We start from the raw sequence: 16,673 nt of genomic DNA on the forward strand, positions 1-16,673 counted from the left end.
GCCGTTTATTTTTTGTAATTGAACATATCATTGGAAGTCGTTTCCGCTTTGTTCATCAAATTCTTTACAAAGGAGAGCAACTGATCCCTGAAAATAATCGCCACGATGATGACAACGGCGATGATCATAATCATTTCGACCACGCCTGCTCCATCCTCGTCGCGCAGCAACTTCTCGGCACCGCGGCGCAGCGGATTCCATAGCGACATCAACATCAGACATTCCTCCCGTTGAAATTACAGATTTATTGGAAGCCCAAAATTGCCGGCGATCCGATGATCAACATCAGCACGAAGAAAATGAGCACCAGCGGCAGCGACAGCTTCGATACCGCTTCTTCCCCTTTCGTTCTTGCGATGCTTTTGCGCTTCTCCCACAGGTTGAACGACAGTTCCCGCAGGGCGTGAACGAAATCGGAACCGCCTTTCCGGTATTGAAGCAGCAGCGCCGACGTCAGGACGGACGCTTCCTGGACGCCGACCCGCCGCGCGAACCCGTCCATCGCGAGCTGGAACGATTCGCCGTTCTGAATCGCGTACATCGCCCGCTTCAGTTCCCGGTACAACGGATGTCCGTCTTCCCCTTCCCTGGCGCAGCGAAGCAGCGCGTTCTGCAGCGACTCGCCGGCGCCGACGAGCAGCATGAGCACGGAGAGCAGTTCGGGAAGTTCCCGCAGCACGGTGCGGCGCTGCTCCTCGACCTGCCGCCTGAGCGACCGGATGTTCGATACCGGCAGGAGCACCGCAACCACCAACCCGACCGGCAGCACGTCCGTCGCGCCGGATACAAGCGCAATGCAAGCTGTCAGACCGGCCGCCGCTAATCCCGTTCCAACCGCGCGCGACAGATAACGGCGTGATTCCGCGAACGTGGGCGCCCGTCCGCTGATCCGCTGCAGGTCGGCATGTACGGCGGCAAGCAGCGATTGGACCGCGGCCAGCCGGCTCACCCGCTCCAGGATCAGCCGCTCGACCGGTTCGGCGAGGAGCAAGTCCTTCCAATCCCGCTTCTTGCGCCCGGCAGCACGCGCCTCCCGCAGCGCCGGGAGCAGCGGAATCGCCGTCATGATCAGCCAGCAGCCGGCGATGAGCAGCGCCAAAACCCGCATTGTCCGTCACCTCCGTCACACGTCAATCGACATGAATTTGCGGATGAGCCATGCGCATCCCGCCAGCGCCGCCAGCCCGACGGTCAGAATCGCATACCCGGCGGCGCTGCCGTAGAGCGGCGCCATGTAATCCGGCGCCATGGCGGCAAGCAGCATGACGAAAGCGAACGGCGCCCCCATCATCAATCGGGACTCGAAACGCTTGCCGGCGGTCATGACCGCAATCTCCCGCTCGACCTCCATCTTCTCCCCGAGCAGCTGGGCGGAGCTGCGGACGATGGCCGCCATGTCTCCGCCCGAGCGCTTCGCGACGGCGATGACTTCGGCGAGCCGCGCGGCTTCCCCGAGCCCGGCACGATCCGCGAATCGGCGGAGCTCGTCTTCCAGGCGCGCCCCGTTGACGATGCCGATCCGGATCAACTCAAATTCACGGCGGATCGCGGTCCTCGGGTCCGGATAGAGAATGTTCAGCTCATCCGGCACCGCCAAAAACGCATTCTCGAGGGAGCGTCCGGCCGACAGCGATGTGACCAGGCAATGCAGCGCCTCTTTGAATTGCTCTCTCAGCCTGCGTCGTCGCCGGTTCTCCAGTTCCCGCTCGGTCATGGACGGCGCGTACAGGCCGAGCGGCGCGAACAGCAGGCCTGCCCACAGCGACTGGTAGTACAGCCCAGCGGCAAGTCCGGCTGCCGCCATTCCGGCTGCCGCAACGGCCTTCCGCCGCCAACCCGCAAGCCTGACGGCCGAGGCCGGCCGTCCCCCGGTCTTTCGTCCGCCTGCATGGGATCGTTTCCGTTCCCGCGCTGCCGCAGCGCTCATTACCCGGGCGGCATCACGCATATTGACCCGCCTCCTCCGGCGCCGCATCTCCGGCTTGCTGCTCCGCTGCTTCCGGCGGAGATGCGCCGCGGGACGGGTCGGCGATGCCGGCCAGCCGCAGCTTGCGGGCGCGGATCAGCGGGTTCCCCGTCCGGCGAAGTTCTCCCGCTTCATTCCGTTTCCCATCGCGCCGGTCTTCCGCATCGCCGAGACCGCGGGTAAAGAGCACATTCAGCTCGTATTCTCCGCCTCTTATGCCGGCCATTTCCACGATCTCCGATACGCACCGTCTTCCGTCGACCAGCCGGGTCAGATGGATGAGCAGGTCAATGCCCGACGCGATCTGATTGCGGACGACCGCCAGCGGCAGATCCGCCTGGGACAGCACCATCGACTCCAGCCTGGAAAGCATGTCGCGCGGGCTGTTGCCATGCCCAGTCGACATCGAGCCGTCATGACCGGTGTTCATCGCCTGAAGCATGTCCAGGGCTTCGCCGCCGCGCACTTCGCCGACGATGATCCGGTCGGGCCGCATGCGGAGCGAAGCTTTCACCAGCGCGCGGATCGGAATCTCGCCGCGGCCCTCCGGATTGGCGTTGCGCGTCTCGAGCGAGACGAGGTTCGGAATGCCGGAGATTTGCAGTTCCGCGGAATCCTCGATCGTGACGATCCGCTCGTCGGCCGGTATGCAATGGGCGAGCGCGTTCAGAAACGTCGTCTTCCCCGTCCCGGTGCCGCCGCAGACGAACACGTTGTACTTCGCGCGGACAAGCCGGGACAGCCAGTCCGCCGCTTCTTCCGTCAGCGACCCGCGGGCGATAAGGTCGACCATCAGCATCGGCCGCTCCGGAAACTTGCGGATCGTGACCGTCGGCCCGCGGATCGACACCGGCGGCAGCACGACATGGACCCGCGAGCCGTCCATGAGCCGCGCGTCGACGATCGGATTCGTCTCGTTCACGGCGCGGTTGACGCTGCCGACGATCGTCTGGATCAGCTCTTCCAGCCGTTCGCGGCTCTCGAACGCACCCGGATATCGCATGATGCGGCCGCTGCGTTCGATGAAGATGTGCTCATGCCCGTTGATCATGATTTCCGTCACAGTCGGGTCGTCCATGAGCGGCTGCAGCAGGTCGAGCCCGCGGAAGGCGTGGAACAGCCTTCTGACCGCCTGATGCTTGTCCGCTGCGGTGAGCGGTTTGTCCCTGGCCCATTCGAAGACGACCGATTCGATGATGTTCGTCAGCCGCTCATCGCTCAACTCCTCATGCATATTGATCCTGCTTCGGACCCGTTCCCGAAGCATGCGCACCTCGTGATCCCCGATCATCCGGCATCCCCCCTTCCGGTTTCCATCCCGTCGCGCCGAGGAGCCCCAGACATGCGCCCAGCAGCACGGGCGACCTGGCCGCCTCTTCCGGCCGGCCCGCGCCGTGCAGCTGCGGCACCTCCGGCAGCCGGCCGGCAAAGCGCAGTCCTGCCGCCGCGCGGGACACGCCGGTCTGGCCCGCGCGGGCCGCGACAAAGCGGATGCGCGGCTCCGCTTCCGCGAACCGGTCCGGATGGCGGCGCCGGAAAAACCCGAGCGCCGCTTCGGCCTTGAGCAAGCCGGCCGCATGATCCGGCACGAGCCAGAAAATCGCGGCCGATTGGATGAAAATTTCCAGATGCGCCTCGGTCGGCGCGGAGCCGAGGTCGACGAAGACCGCGCCATAGTCCGGGCAAGCCGCCACGGTCCGGATCAGCTTGCCCGCAGCATCGGCGCTCAAGACCAGTTTCTCTTCCGGCGGACAGCCGCCGGGAAACCGGTCGATGCCCAGCTGCGCATCGTGCGTCCGCAGCCGTTCAAACAAGCCTGCCGCTTCCGCCGGCCTTGCCTGCAGAGCGTACAGCATCTCCGGCAGCCCGCCCTCCGTGTCCGCCTTGCCGGGGGCCGCGCCGCCGAACGGGTCCAGGTCGAGATAGAAGGCGTTCACGCCCGACCTGGCCGCCAGATGCGCCATGCAGAGCGCCGTCGACGTGACGCCGCTTCCGCCTGACGGCGAATAGACCGCCGCAACCAGCGTCCCGCGTCCGTTCCCGGCATCCGTTGAACGCGGCACCCCGTGCTCGGCGCGAATCGCTGCAAGCTGCCGGAGCAGGTTCGGCATCGGTTGATATTGCATGACTTCCGGCAGGCCGGCATCAGCGCCGGCTTCGCCGCTCCGCTTGACCAGCAGCGCAATCGGCACGCCGGGCCGCAGCCCGCCTGCAGCTTCCGCGAACTCCGGCGCAACGAGCAGCAGATCCGCGGGATACCCCGCCTTCACATATTGGTGCAGCGCATCTTCCGTCGTGAAGCCGGTCACCCGCCATTCGCGGCCGTACGGCGATTGCCGGACATAGTCGGCCAGGCGGCTCACATATTCCGCTTCCCGCGCCGCAACGCAAAGATAGATCGGTACCATGCCGCGGCTCCTTTCGTACGCAAACAAAAAAACACCGCCCGCACAGGCTTGCAGCCTGATGCGAACGGTGCTTCCGTTCGTCCAATCTATTAAATTTTCACTTATATTAACATTGTCTTTTCCCTGTTGTCAATTGTCATCTTCTATTATGTCGTTGTTCTGTGATAATGTCACCCTATAACTGTTCTGAGATAATGTCACCATGGGACAGAAGACCGCATCATTGACCAAAGCAGAATGGAAAAATGGAAAGTATGAGAATGCACTTCCGATAAGTAAGTGCTGAAGCCGGTCGCCCAATACGGGCATCTGTCCCTCTTATTTCCTCTTTCGATAAAGGTAATCGACGGCGACAACGAAGACCAACCACGGAAGCACATAGGTCGTAGCCCATTCGAACGATTGTCGGACGCCGGAATCCGAATGGACCACGAAGATCGCGAGGACGAAGATCACCAACAAAAATACACCAAGACCATACGATTGCTTCACGGCTATTCCCCCGGTCCATCCATGCATCAAGAAACAGGATTAACAAGTGACATTTTCACAGACGATTACATCCTCATCTTTCATTCTTCAGACGGAAATAACCAGATATAAAGCCTCGTCTTCATATGCCGTCGCGAAAATGCGGAACTCCAATGATTCTCCCGGCGCAACCGTATCCGGCAGATCCGGGTTATGGGCAGCAATGTTGCCTAATTGCGGCTCGCTTTTTCCGGACAAGGAGCCGATCTCATACATGAGCGATGCCGTGTCGATGCCGAACTCGCCCGTGTTTTTCAGAACCACGCTGACGGTGATGCCTTCCAGTCCGGCTTTTTCCTTCTCTCCCGTGTCGTTCGGCAGCGGCACCATTCATGCGATATCAGCTCCAGTCCTTCCGGAAGGGCAACGCGCTGCAATTCGTTCAGATCGACGGCGTTTTGTGTCCCTTTGTTGATATGGACGGCCTGCGTTTTCGCGTCCCACTGCACTTGATAACCGCACGCCTCCGAAAAAAAGCGCAGCGGCACGTACAGCCTTCCATTGTACAGATACGGCGCCGCATCCAACGCGAACTTTACGCCATTCTTCGTGTAGCTTTTTTGGTTCAGGGTCAACACGAAGGAATCGCCGCCGGTCTGAAACGAAGCCTGCTTTGTCCGGTTGTCCCAGGAAACAGGCACATGAAGCGCGTCGGACACGACGCTGACCGGAACGAACAGCCGATCTTTCTTGATTTGCGGCGGATGTTCCGACTCGATCTGTCGTCCCTCTGCGTAAAGCTTGACCGTGCCGGCCGCGGAAACGGAGGCGGCGATGCAGAATGTGAAGAGCACTCCGACGAACACTGCAAACACTTTCTTCGACACCGCGAACACTCCTTGCTCCCGATGCATTTTCCCTTATATTAACACCGCATGCGCTTCATGCGCCGGCTGCCCGCATTCTCAAGTACCAGAACGCGTGATAGAGCCCGCCGAGCATTTCGAATCCCGAGGCCACCTCATCCGCAAGACGCGGAGAGAACAGCAGCTCGTCGATCTCCCGGTTGCAGGCAAGGTAAATATTTTTGCGCTGGTACCACTCAAGCACGGATTCGGGCTTGCTCGCATCGAGGATTCGCTTGTAGCATTCCCCTTCGATGACGAAGGTCCGCTGGCGCTCATAGAAAGCCGTCGTCCGGCGGAACTGTTCCGGCTCCTCGTCGATCCATTCGCGGAGCTTGTCCATCGTGTCTTTCGAAGCGGCGTAGAATCCCATTCCATACCGGTAGCCGTCCGGACGCAGCTCAAAAAAGTACGCGGGACCGTCCTTCCATTCTCCCGAGCGGCGTTTGAACGTAATCCACATGGCATCGCGGTACAGCGACTTGTCCCTGGAGAAGCGCGTGTCGCGATGGATGCGCGAGATCGTCTTGCCCACGGCGGGCCGCGTCTCCAGCTGCGGATCGATGGTCAGCATCGTGCCGCTCAGGTCGGCCGCCAGGTCGCGCATCGGCTCCAGCAGCTCCCGCTCGTAAACCGGACGGTTCTGTTCAAACCACTCCTTGGAGTTCTGCTCCCGCACGTCGCGCAAAAATTGGAGCGTCTGTTCGGTAAAACCGCGAAACGCACCCATTTGAACAACCTCCTTTTGCAATTCCTTCTGCCATTCAGGTCCCGCAGCCTCAATGCGAATCCGCACCAATACGAACATACGATCGCTTTGTATAGCATCAAATATATATTATGTAATAATTTTCATCAACCCCGGCAATAAAAGCGCCGCCCGTGCAGCCACCGGATGCTGTCGCTCCGCACGGACGGCGCTTCCTCCTGGCACGCCATTGCCAGACCGTCAGATTCGGCTTATTCGAGTCATTACACGAGCCAGCCGCGAAGCACGATGACCAGCAAGATGAAAAGGACGAGAATCACACCCGTGCTCGTGAACAGCCCGTGACCGCCGAAGCCGCCTCCGCCGTAACCGCCAGGGTAACCCATCCGCAAGCACCTCCTTCCGGTCGGACTGCGTTATCCTATGCACCCGTCCCTCAACACTATTGGGCAGAAAGATAAAATAGGCAGACGCATCCCGCGTCTGCCCTGGATGGATCGATGAAGCCGGCCGTTACCAGAAGAACCCGCCGCCGCCGTAAGGTCCGTAAAACGAACCAAAGCCGGGACCGTAGAACGGTCCGCCGAACCCGCCGAATTCATACGGCGACGACCCGATCGCCAGCAGATCGAACAGCACGAGCGGCAGAAGGCCTTTCACTTGCGCCTTGCCGCGCGGCTGTTCCAGCATCAGCCGGTTGCCGCGGATGCCGACCAGCTTGCCGGAGACGATCGAGCCGTCTTTCTTGAGCGCGTAAATCTCCCGGCCGATCAGCTTCCGTACCTGATCCTTCTTTACTGCCATGCTCTTCGCGCCTCCTCCCTTCAGGCGCAGCTTTGGCCGCGCGTATCATAACGTATGCAACCGCGGCCGAGCCTGCATGGACAACGATGTACAAGCGCCAAAAAATGTACGGCAGCCCGCAGGCCGCCGCAATATGCAATCCGCTTCTATGCGGTTACGGTCACAACGGACGGACACTTCCGCCTGACCCGCCATGGCAAAACACACGGCTTTCCAGCTTCCCCAATCTGACAGGTTGCGCGGCGGAGACGGTCGATAAGGACCCTTTGGCAGCGTAGGAGGTTACGGTGAACACCTTTTCGCCGCGGTTGATAAACACTTCCAGAGAGTACAAGTCCACAAAAAGCTCGAGCACAAGCTCCTCGTCCACCCGGACATCCAACCGATAATCCCGGCCGTCCGCATAACCGGAGCGAACGGAGATCTGCTCCGCCGCGGCGTCCAGTTCCACTGTGATCGCCTGATCGCCCTTCCTCTGCAGATGGAATGTCAGGACATTCCCCTTCAGTTCGTCCAGCTCCGATTTGCTCAGCTCCAGCAGGATATGGCCCGAGCGGCCCTCCAGCACGACCTGCTCCCGACCGGAAGACAAGCCCACATCTCCGCAAGCCTGCAGCGCAAAATGATCCCCGAACGGCAGGAACGGCTTCTGCAGCAGCTTCCGATCCTCGACCGCGAGCCGTCTCGGGATCGACATCATGCCGTTGAATGCAAATGCTTCGGGCAACCCGCCCTGGCTCCAGCTTTGCATCCACCCGATCAAAATGCGTTCGCCGTTCGGGCCGCAGGCGGTTTGGGGCGCGTAGAAGCTCGGGCCTTCGTCCAGAAAGCCCTGACTTTCCACCTCAAACCTGCCCGTGCCGTAATCCAGCGTCCCGATGGCATAGGCGACATGATGCGTCACCTGCCCGGCATACTCGGGATCGCACGGCATGACGGAGAAAATCAGCACATCTTTCCCGTCCAGATGAAACAAGTCCGGACATTCCAGGAGCATGTTCTGCTCTTCGGCTGTCTGGTAGATCGAGGAATGAAACCGCCACTTGACCAAATCCTTCGATTCGAACATAACGATTTCGCCGCGGCGCTTCTCGTTCCGCACCGCCAGCACGCAATAATAGCTGTCTTTTTCCTTCCACACTTTCGGGTCCCTGAAATCGCACAACATGTAGCGTTCCGGCAGCTCTTTTTCGCCGATGACGGGATTGCCGGGGTGCTTCTCGAAATGCACGCCGTCCTCCGATACGGCAAGGCACTGCCGCTGGACGACCTGCCCATCCTCCCCGACCACATGTCCGGTATAGAGCAAATGCAGCTTGCCGTCTTTCTCAATGGCGCTTCCCGAAAAGCAGCCGTTCGCATCATAAGGCCGGTCATTGGCCAGCGCGACCGGCTTGTAGTTCCAGCGGACAAAATCCGTCGTGGTCGCGTGCCCCCAGTGCATGTCGCTCCACCTGGTGGAATACGGGTTGTATTGATAAAACAGATGATACTCGCCATTGTGATAGATGAATCCGTTCGGATCGTTGATCCAGCCGATTTCCGCCGCAAAGTGAAAATGCGGCCGGTTGGTGACGCGATGTCTGTGTTGCCGGATATATTGATTTGCCGCTTCGAGTTTGGACAGCATGATCTCCCACTCCCATTGTTTTTCGCTATGCTGCAAGACTTACTTGATGCCGCTCCGTATTGCGCCTTCGATGATATGTCTCTGAAAGAGGGCGTACAACACGATGATGGGAATCGTCACAATGGTCAGCGCCGCCATCATGTGGCTTGTGAAAATGTTGTACGTGTCGCTGAAAATCGCGTTGAGCGCCACCTGCACGGGCATGAGATCCGATTTTGTGATCGCCATGACCGGCCACAGAAAGTCGTTCCAGGAACCGATGAAGGTCAAAATCCCGACGGACACAAACATGGGGAGGCTGGCCGGAACGACGATTCTCCAGTAGCTCCCGAATTCCGTCAGGCCGTCCACCTTGGCCGCCTCGATGAGCTCCTCCGGGAAGGACAGGAAGTGCTGTCTGAACAGGAAGATGTTCATGACATTGACGAAGAACGGGATCAGGTAGCCGGCAAGCGTATTGATCATCCCGAGTTCATGCACGACCAGATAGAGCGGCAGAATAATGGCCTCGACGGGCACAATCATGAGCGCGATGATAAACAACAATATGGCGTTCTTGAACGGAAAATGAAACCTGGCCAGCGCGTAGCCCGCCAGCGAATTGACGGTCAGGCCCGCCAGCACCGTAACGGACGCGTATATCAGGCTGTTGAGCACATTCCGGAACACATTGTACATGGACAACAGTTCCTGATAGGATTTCAGAGTCAGATCCCCGAATCTCGGAACCACGGCATAGATGGTCGAGATGTCCCGGTAGATGACACTGTCGATTTTGAAAGACGACAGGATCATCCACACCATGGGAACGAGAAATTGAAGCGCGATGAGAGAGGCGACGATATAAAAAGCCGTTTTCCTGATGACCTTCACGCTTTTTCCTCCCGAAAGAGCTTCTTGATGAGGACGGAAACGACGATGAGGAAAACAGTGAATACCACCGTGATCGCACTCGCATACCCGATGTTGCGGTGGCGATAGCCGTATTCGTAGATGTACTGCAGAATCGTCATCGTGGCGTAATCCGGGCCGCCTCCCGTCATGACCATGGGCTGCACGATGAGCTTGAACGCCTGGATGGTCGTGGTGATGACGAGGAACATCGTAATCGGCTTCAGGCCCGGCAGCGTGATGTACCGGAACTTGCGCAGCGAGCCGCAGCCGTCCAGTTCCGCCGCCTCATATTGGCTGGAATCAATGTTCGAGAGCCCCGCAAGGAAAATCATCATCTGATAGCCGCAGCCCGACCACGCCGAAATCATGACGATGGTGTACATCGCTTGCGAGCTGCTGGTCAGGAAAGGCTGGGGAGACAGCCCCAACGCCGTCAGCACCTCGTTGATCAGCCCCGAATTGGGATTCAGCAGCACCGTCCACAAAATGGAGATGACGACAAGCGACAGCACGGCCGGGGAGAAATACGCGGTGCGAAAAAACCCGACGCCCTTGACTTTCCTGTTCACGATGAGCGCCAGCACCAGCGCCATCGTCAACTGAATCGGCACCACGAACACGACGAACTTGACCGTGTTGAGGAAGGTCTTGCGAAACAGGTCGTCGGTGAAGATCCGCTGGTAATTGTCGAGTCCGATGAATTGCCGCTCATGCGGCTTCAGCAGGTAATAGTCCGTAAAGCTGTAGTTGATCGCCTTGCCGATCGGCAGCACGATGAACAACACGGCCAGAAGCAGCGCCATGAGAAGGAACGCATAGGCCGTGACGACTTCCTGCCATTTGTACTGCTTGAACATTTGCCCTTTTCACCCCCGTCAAAGATAGTGGCGAGGATGGAACCTCGCCAATTCCGGGTTATCCTTTTTTGTACTTCGCAAATTCCTGATCGATCTTTTTGACCGCGTCGTTCAGGTAGGTCTGGATGGTTGCTTCATCGGTTGTCTTGTTTTGGGCGATTTTGAGCAGGACGTCCTTCGCGAATGTCTCGGACAGGTACGGATACCCCACGGAAACCGGACGCGCCTTGTTCGTATGCTGGACCTGATATTGCATCACTTTCCATGCTTCGTTGAAATACGGGTTGTCCGTATTGGTGTCGATCACATCGATGGCGTTGATCCGGGTCGGAATGGAGCCGTTCTTCGTGAAATATTCCCGCGAAGCTTCATCATTGGTCAGCCATTCCATCACTTCGACGACCTGCGGAATGCGCTCCTCGGGGATGTTCGCGCTTCTGACGAAGGCCCAGCTGCCCGACGGCGTATAGAGACCGTCAAATTCCCCGTTCATTTTCGGATAGCGGAGCGATCTGAATTTCAGATCGGGGTAATTGCCCGTGAGCTCGTTGACGTACCAGAAGCCTGCGACAGCCATGGCAGCCTGTCCGGAATGGAAGGCCTTCTCGGGCTCCGCCGCGCTGGCCAGCGGACGATCCCCCGCGAACAGCCGGGCATATTTCGTCATCGCTTCCAGCGTCTCGGGGCCGTTCAGCACCCCGTCAACCGTCAAGCCGTCGTCGGCCACAATGTTCGAACCGTTCGACCAGACGAGCGGCGTGAAATAATACGTGCCGGTCTCATACACGCCGCTTGCCACATCCGTCAGCAGCGTGCTCAAGGCAACCGCGTACTTTTCAAAGGCCGGATCGTTGCTCTCCGAGGCGTATTGATCGATGTCGCGGGCCAGTTCCAGCAGCTCATCCCAGGTCCAGTCTTCATCGGGAGCCGGAATTTTGGCTTTGATGTCATCCGGCAGGGCATTGATCATGTCTTCGTTGTACATCACGACGACGGCCGAATCCGAATAGCCGAGCGCATACAGCTTGCCGTCAACCGTGCCTTGCTCCAGGATCGAAGCGGTAAATCCTTCGGCAAATCCTTCGCTCAGATAGGAGCCCACTTCGCCGATGACCCCCGCGTCCGCGTAGGCGGCCACGTCCGGACCGTCCAGCGTGAAGATGTCGGGCATGTCGCCGGCGGTAATGGCGGCGTTCAATTTGTCGATGTAACCGGAGCCGGCACCGGCCCGCGTAATGTTCTGAATCTCGACCTTCGGTTTGTCCGGATGCAGTTCATTGTATTTCGCCACGCGATCGGCAAACATTTTCCCCTCCGGCGTGTCCGCGGACGCTTGCGTCCAGACTACGATGGTGTCCTTCTTGCCGTTCCCCCCGCCGCTGCATCCCGCAAGCAGCACCAAGGCAATCAGACCGACGAGCAACACGAGTTTCTTTTTCATACGCCCCTCCGTGAGAATTAGTGAGAAAAAACCAGAATAAATTGAGAATACGTATTCTGAAAGTAATCATATAAGACGCTGTAATCGCTGTCAACAATAAAATAATTTGCTGATTAAATTGATTTTTATCTTCGGAAATCGTATTCTTATGATAGAATGAAATTAATATGCTATGATAGTTTTAACCATTCGGAACGGAACAATACAGGGTCCTGGAGGCCGACGTGAAGAAAAGAATCACGATGAAGGAGATCGCCCGTCTGGCCAATGTGTCGCAGGCGACGGTCTCGCGCGTCATCAACGGAAACCCCGACGTTAATGAGGAACTGGCGGCGAGGGTTTTGAAGGTGATTGAAGAGGTCGGATACGTGCCGAATCAGACCGCCCAAACGTTGAAGCGCAATCAGTCGAAGCTGATCGGGGTCAGCGTGTCCGAAATGTACAATCCCTATTTCGTCGAGCTGGTCGACCATCTGGAGGACAAGGCGCGGAAGCTGGGCTACAACATCATTCTGCACAATTCCAAGCACAACCCGATCCTGGAGTGGGAGAACATCCAGAACTTCCTCACCAGGCAAATCGACGGATGCGTCATCGTTCCCACCGGAAGCTACAATCTGGAACGGCTCAGCAAGCTGCCCATCCCCGTCGTGTCCATCACGCAGACGGTAAGCTCGCTGGACAGCGTGGCCATCGATCACATGAAAGCCGGGAAATTGGCGGCCGCAAGTTTCATCAAAGCCGGCCATACCTCCTTCGCCTATATCGGGAAATCCGATGACGAGAAGTATCTCGGTTTCGCCAGTGTGTTGTATGAGCATCAGCTTCCCGTTTCGGATGTCCGGGTATTTGAACTCGAACAGACGTCCAACGACAATTTTCTCGTGCGTCAAGGTATCGAACGGCACTTCCGGCAGTTCGAGACGTTCCCTTTCACCTGTGTGTTCACCGAAAACGACATCGTCGCCCTGGAATGCATCAAACTGATTGAGGAACGCGGGCTGAAAGTTCCGGAAGATATCAGCGTGATCGGCTTCGACGATACGTATTTGTCGAAGATCATGGGCATCTCCAGCATCCATCAGCCGATCGAAGACATGGTGTCCACCTCGCTGGAACTGCTGATCAACCGAATTGAAGAAAAACTTTCTCCCGACATTGTCAGCATCCAGCTGGAACCGACACTTATGACGCGCAAAAGCTCCAACCATCGGCGAATCTGAAAACAAAGCGGCAGCCTTGCGGCTGCCGCAGCTGCTTGAATCTTTTCATCCGAAGAACAGGCCGATCTCCCGCTCCGCGCTGGCCGGCGAATCCGAACCGTGCACGATGTTGCTGTCCACGGTGAGACCGAAGTCGCCGCGGATCGTGCCGGGCGCGGCCTCGGCCGGGTTCGTGCTGCCGATGACGCGCCGCGCGATCGCGACGGAATCGGGCCCTTCCCACACGCTTGCGAATACGGGGCCGGACGTGATGAAGTCGACCAGTTCGCCGAAAAACTTTTTGTCCCGATGCTCCCGATAGTGCTCCTCCGCAAGCTTCCGCGTCAGGGTGAGCACCCGCGCTTCCCGAAGTGTCAGCCCTTTCCGTTCGAGCCGGCTGACGATCTCGCCGACCAGTCCCCTCCTGAAACCGTCCGGCTTCACCATGACGAATGTCCGTTCCATGCCGTATTCCCACCTCTATGCTGCGGTCGTTTGCTTAAGGATGCCCGGGCATCCCGTTCATCTGAGCAGCGGCTTGTTCTTGAGCATGTGCAGCGACCGGATGAACCGGATGGTCTGCGTCTTCCCGCGCATGACCATCGAATGCGTCTCGGCGCGGCCGCCTTCGAGATACCGGACGCCGCCGAGAAATTCACCGGGCGTCACGCCCGTTGCGGCAAAAATGACGTCCCCGTCGCCCACCATGTCGTTCATCCCGAGAATCCGGCGCGGATCATCGAGTCCCATCGCGACGCAGCGCTCACATTGCGCGTCATCCTCGATCATCAGCCGGCCTTGCAGCTCGCCGCCGAGACATTTGATCGCCGCTGCGGCGAGCACGCCTTCCGGCGCGCCGCCCGAACCGATGTACAGGTCGATCCCGGTCTCGGGAAAACAGGGAGCGATAGCCCCGGCGACATCGCCATCGGACAGAAACTTGATCCGGACGCCGGCATTCCGGAGTTCCTCAACCAGCGCGGCGTGCCGCGGGCGATCCAGCATCATGACGGTGAGATCCGACAGCGGCTTGCCCAGCGCGAGCGCCGCTTTCTCCACCGTCGTGCGCGCCGGATCGCGCAGGCTGAGCTTGCCGGCGAGCGCGGGGCCGACCGCGAGTTTCTCCATGTACATGTCCGGCGCGTGCAGGAGCTGTCCTTTGCCCGCCACCGCCAGGACGGACATGGCATTGTTCAGCCCTTTCGCGACGATCTCCGTGCCTTCGAGCGGATCGACCGCGATGTCGACTTCCGGCCCGGTGCCGTCGCCGAGCTTCTCACCGATATAGAGCATCGGCGCTTCATCCATCTCGCCCTCGCCGATGACGACCGTACCCCGGATCGCGACGGAGTCGAACATGCGCCGCATCGCTTCCGTCGCCGCGCCGTCCGCCGCATTCTTGTCGCCCCGTCCCATCCACGGGGCGGCGGACAGCGCCGCAAGCTCGGTCACGCGGACAAGTTCCAGCGCGAGTTCCCTTTCCATGCCCTTCCTCCTAACGGTTTTGCCGTTTTTCCTGCGCTTCATGCATCATCCTCACAATGATGGCCGCCGTTTCCTCGATGGAGCGATGGGTGACGTCGATGACGGGGCAGCCGATTTCCTCCATGATCGACCGGGCATACGCGAGTTCTTCGCGAATCCGTTCAATCGACACGTAGGACACGCCGCCGGGCAAGCCCAGTTCGCGAAGCCGTGAGCCGCGGATGCCGGCGAGCCTCTCCGGCTCCATCATGAGGCCGACGATCAGCGCGCCGGCCGGATTCTCGACCAGTTCCGCGGGCGGCCGGACTTCCGGCACGAGCGGCAGGTTCGCCGTGCGGATGCCTTTGTGCGCCAGGTAGACGCTGAGCGGCGTTTTCGACGTGCGCGACACGCCGATCAGGATGACTTCGGCCTGGAGCAGGCCGCGGAAATCTTTGCCGTCGTCGAACCGGATCGCGAACTCCACCGCCTCGATCCGCTTGAAATAATCCTCGTCGAGCGTATGCAGCAGTCCCGGTTCGCTCCGCGGCGATCCGTTGAACGTGTCGATGTACGCCTGCATCATCGGCCCGAGCACGTCCACCGCGCGGACGCCGCGCCTGCCCGCTTCCTCGCGCATCATCTCGCGCAGCTCGGGCTGCACCAGCGTAAAGGCGATGAATCCGCCCGTCCGTGCCGCTTCCTCCGTGATGCGGACGATCTCATCCTCATCCTTGATCGGGGCGCACCGTTTCAGCCGCACGCTGCCGCCGTCAAACTGGCGGATCGTCGCTTTCGCCACCGCCTCCGCCGTCTCGCCGACGCCGTCCGAACAAATGTAAATGATCTTCGGGTTCATCTCGTTCTCCGGTTCCGTCACCAACTTCTGCCTCCTTCATGCGGCGCCGGCGGCTGCAGGCTTCCGGCGAGCAGGCCGGCGATGTGCCGGACCGTCACGCGGCCGGCCGCTTCGCGCACCCCGTTCCGTTCGCGGACCACCGGAAGGCAGTCAAGCTCATGGGCGAACATCAGACGCAGCGCTTCGGCCGCGTCATCCTCCGGCGATACGGTCACGACGTTCGGCACCCGGGTCATGACGAGGCTGACCGGAAACGCCGAGGCGTCGGCTCCGCCGACCGTCACTTTCAGCAAATCTTTGGCCGTTACGATGCCCGTGAACCGCTGCTCGCGGTCGACGACGATCAGTTCCTCGACGTTCTCGGTGAACAGCGCGACCACAGCGTCGTGCACCGAGCTGTGCTCGCCGACGCTGACCGGAACGGCCATGACATCTTTCACTTTACAGCCGGCCAGCCCTTGCGAGGCGGTCCGGGCGGTCCGGGCCGGGCCCGGGAAGTAGCCGACCTTCGGCTTCGCGTCGATCAGGCCGAGCATGACGAGCAGCGCCAGGTCGGAGCGAAGCGTCGGCCGGCTGACGCCCAGCATGCCGGCGAGCTGCTCGCCCGTGATCGGCGCATGCCTTTCCACAAGCCGCACGATCTCCGATTGTCTCGCAGTCAGTTCGATGGCCAACACAACCTTTTTATAACATCATATTTCCGTGAAATAGATTATCACATTATGAAATATGGTACAATATATACGGTTAGCCGTCCCCAATCCCGCCTTCTGCTGGCCGGCTTGAACCATCCATCTCGCACACTGCCGAGCCATTCGCACCTTCCGCTCCGGTCCGTCCTCCTAACTCTTTATTCTGCCGACCGTTTCGCGTCTTCCTCGCCTGCTGACGTCAATTCTGCGTCTCGCTTCCCTCGCCTTCTGTCAGCCGGGCTGCGTTAGAGTAAAATTAGCGTTGGGGTAAAGATTGGAAAAAGCGGACATAGAAAGAGAGCCTCTCCTTTGGTAGAGTGGAATTTGGCAAAAAAACACCCTCAAAGGAGGAGGCTCCTATGCAGCACTTT

The 16,673-nt window shown here is 59.4% G+C and carries 19 protein-coding genes; 1 reads left to right on the forward strand and 18 read right to left on the reverse strand.

Annotated elements, in window-relative coordinates:
• Window positions 1-5: 5 nt before the first annotated feature.
• From C6W55_RS05530 to C6W55_RS05595, 14 genes are all read right to left on the reverse strand, one after another.
• Entirely contained in the window at window positions 6-215 is a 210-nt protein-coding gene (locus C6W55_RS05530; RefSeq protein ID WP_015253577.1) for a Flp1 family type IVb pilin, read from the reverse strand.
• A gap of 29 nt (window positions 216-244) precedes the next feature.
• A complete protein-coding gene (locus C6W55_RS05535) occupies window positions 245-1,108 on the reverse strand; it encodes a type II secretion system F family protein (protein ID WP_015253576.1) in 864 nt (287 codons plus the stop codon).
• Between the two features lie 15 nt (window positions 1,109-1,123).
• Window positions 1,124-1,948: a type II secretion system F family protein gene (locus C6W55_RS05540; RefSeq protein WP_015253575.1), complete on the reverse strand. Its 825-nt coding sequence runs from the start codon at window positions 1,946-1,948 to the stop codon at window positions 1,124-1,126.
• A complete protein-coding gene (locus C6W55_RS05545) occupies window positions 1,941-3,257 on the reverse strand; it encodes a TadA family conjugal transfer-associated ATPase (protein ID WP_052835809.1) in 1,317 nt (438 codons plus the stop codon). Before C6W55_RS05545 ends, C6W55_RS05540 begins: the two co-directional genes overlap by 8 nt.
• Window positions 3,193-4,374: a CpaE/TadZ family protein gene (locus C6W55_RS05550; RefSeq protein WP_286891826.1), complete on the reverse strand. Its 1,182-nt coding sequence runs from the start codon at window positions 4,372-4,374 to the stop codon at window positions 3,193-3,195. The genes C6W55_RS05545 and C6W55_RS05550 overlap by 65 nt, the downstream gene beginning before the upstream one ends.
• A 579-nt stretch (window positions 4,375-4,953) precedes the next feature.
• Window positions 4,954-5,235 carry a hypothetical protein gene (locus C6W55_RS05555; protein WP_157373504.1) on the reverse strand — a complete coding sequence of 94 codons (282 nt, stop codon included), beginning with the start codon at window positions 5,233-5,235 and terminating at the stop codon, window positions 4,954-4,956.
• Window positions 5,160-5,732, reverse strand: a complete 573-nt coding sequence (locus C6W55_RS05560) for a copper amine oxidase N-terminal domain-containing protein (protein WP_015253571.1) — start codon at window positions 5,730-5,732, stop codon at window positions 5,160-5,162. The genes C6W55_RS05555 and C6W55_RS05560 overlap by 76 nt, the downstream gene beginning before the upstream one ends.
• A 55-nt stretch (window positions 5,733-5,787) precedes the next feature.
• On the reverse strand, window positions 5,788-6,480 hold the full coding sequence (locus tag C6W55_RS05565; RefSeq protein ID WP_015253570.1) for a DUF2461 domain-containing protein: 693 nt from the start codon (window positions 6,478-6,480) through the stop codon (window positions 5,788-5,790).
• Between the two features lie 242 nt (window positions 6,481-6,722).
• Window positions 6,723-6,845 (reverse strand): sporulation protein YjcZ, encoded by a 123-nt coding sequence (locus C6W55_RS05570; RefSeq protein WP_286891827.1) that lies wholly within the window; start codon window positions 6,843-6,845, stop codon window positions 6,723-6,725.
• A 127-nt stretch (window positions 6,846-6,972) separates the two neighbouring features.
• Window positions 6,973-7,263, reverse strand: coding sequence for a hypothetical protein (locus C6W55_RS05575; protein WP_286891828.1), 291 nt, complete (start codon window positions 7,261-7,263; stop codon window positions 6,973-6,975).
• Between the two features lie 160 nt (window positions 7,264-7,423).
• Window positions 7,424-8,893, reverse strand: a complete 1,470-nt coding sequence (locus C6W55_RS05580) for a glycoside hydrolase family 32 protein (protein WP_286891829.1) — start codon at window positions 8,891-8,893, stop codon at window positions 7,424-7,426.
• A gap of 39 nt (window positions 8,894-8,932) precedes the next feature.
• Window positions 8,933-9,766 carry a carbohydrate ABC transporter permease gene (locus C6W55_RS05585; RefSeq protein WP_286891830.1) on the reverse strand — a complete coding sequence of 278 codons (834 nt, stop codon included), beginning with the start codon at window positions 9,764-9,766 and terminating at the stop codon, window positions 8,933-8,935.
• Entirely contained in the window at window positions 9,763-10,644 is an 882-nt protein-coding gene (locus C6W55_RS05590) for a carbohydrate ABC transporter permease (RefSeq protein ID WP_286891831.1), read from the reverse strand. The genes C6W55_RS05585 and C6W55_RS05590 overlap by 4 nt, the downstream gene beginning before the upstream one ends.
• Window positions 10,645-10,702: 58 nt before the next feature.
• Complete coding sequence (locus tag C6W55_RS05595) at window positions 10,703-12,085, reverse strand: ABC transporter substrate-binding protein (protein ID WP_015253564.1); 1,383 nt, start codon at window positions 12,083-12,085, stop codon at window positions 10,703-10,705.
• A gap of 224 nt (window positions 12,086-12,309) precedes the next feature.
• Between C6W55_RS05595 and C6W55_RS05600 the strand changes: the two genes are divergently transcribed.
• A complete protein-coding gene (locus C6W55_RS05600; protein ID WP_015253561.1) occupies window positions 12,310-13,308 on the forward strand; it encodes a LacI family DNA-binding transcriptional regulator in 999 nt (332 codons plus the stop codon).
• Between the two features lie 45 nt (window positions 13,309-13,353).
• On the opposite strand, the gene ndk is transcribed toward C6W55_RS05600, so the two are convergent.
• The 4 genes from ndk to C6W55_RS05620 are packed head-to-tail and all read right to left on the reverse strand — an operon-like array spanning window position 13,354 to window position 16,284.
• Complete coding sequence (ndk, locus tag C6W55_RS05605) at window positions 13,354-13,752, reverse strand: nucleoside-diphosphate kinase (RefSeq protein ID WP_015253560.1); 399 nt, start codon at window positions 13,750-13,752, stop codon at window positions 13,354-13,356.
• 57 nt (window positions 13,753-13,809) lie between these two features.
• Complete coding sequence (gene glpX / locus C6W55_RS05610; protein WP_286891834.1) at window positions 13,810-14,772, reverse strand: class II fructose-bisphosphatase; 963 nt, start codon at window positions 14,770-14,772, stop codon at window positions 13,810-13,812.
• A gap of 10 nt (window positions 14,773-14,782) precedes the next feature.
• Window positions 14,783-15,610: a pyruvate, water dikinase regulatory protein gene (locus C6W55_RS05615; protein ID WP_041854100.1), complete on the reverse strand. Its 828-nt coding sequence runs from the start codon at window positions 15,608-15,610 to the stop codon at window positions 14,783-14,785.
• 17 nt (window positions 15,611-15,627) lie between these two features.
• Window positions 15,628-16,284 (reverse strand): helix-turn-helix transcriptional regulator, encoded by a 657-nt coding sequence (locus C6W55_RS05620; RefSeq protein WP_015253557.1) that lies wholly within the window; start codon window positions 16,282-16,284, stop codon window positions 15,628-15,630.
• Window positions 16,285-16,673: the final 389 nt, after the last annotated feature.

The organism is Thermobacillus sp. (assembly GCF_003390775.1).
Lineage (GTDB): Bacteria > Bacillota > Bacilli > Paenibacillales > Paenibacillaceae > Thermobacillus > Thermobacillus xylanilyticus.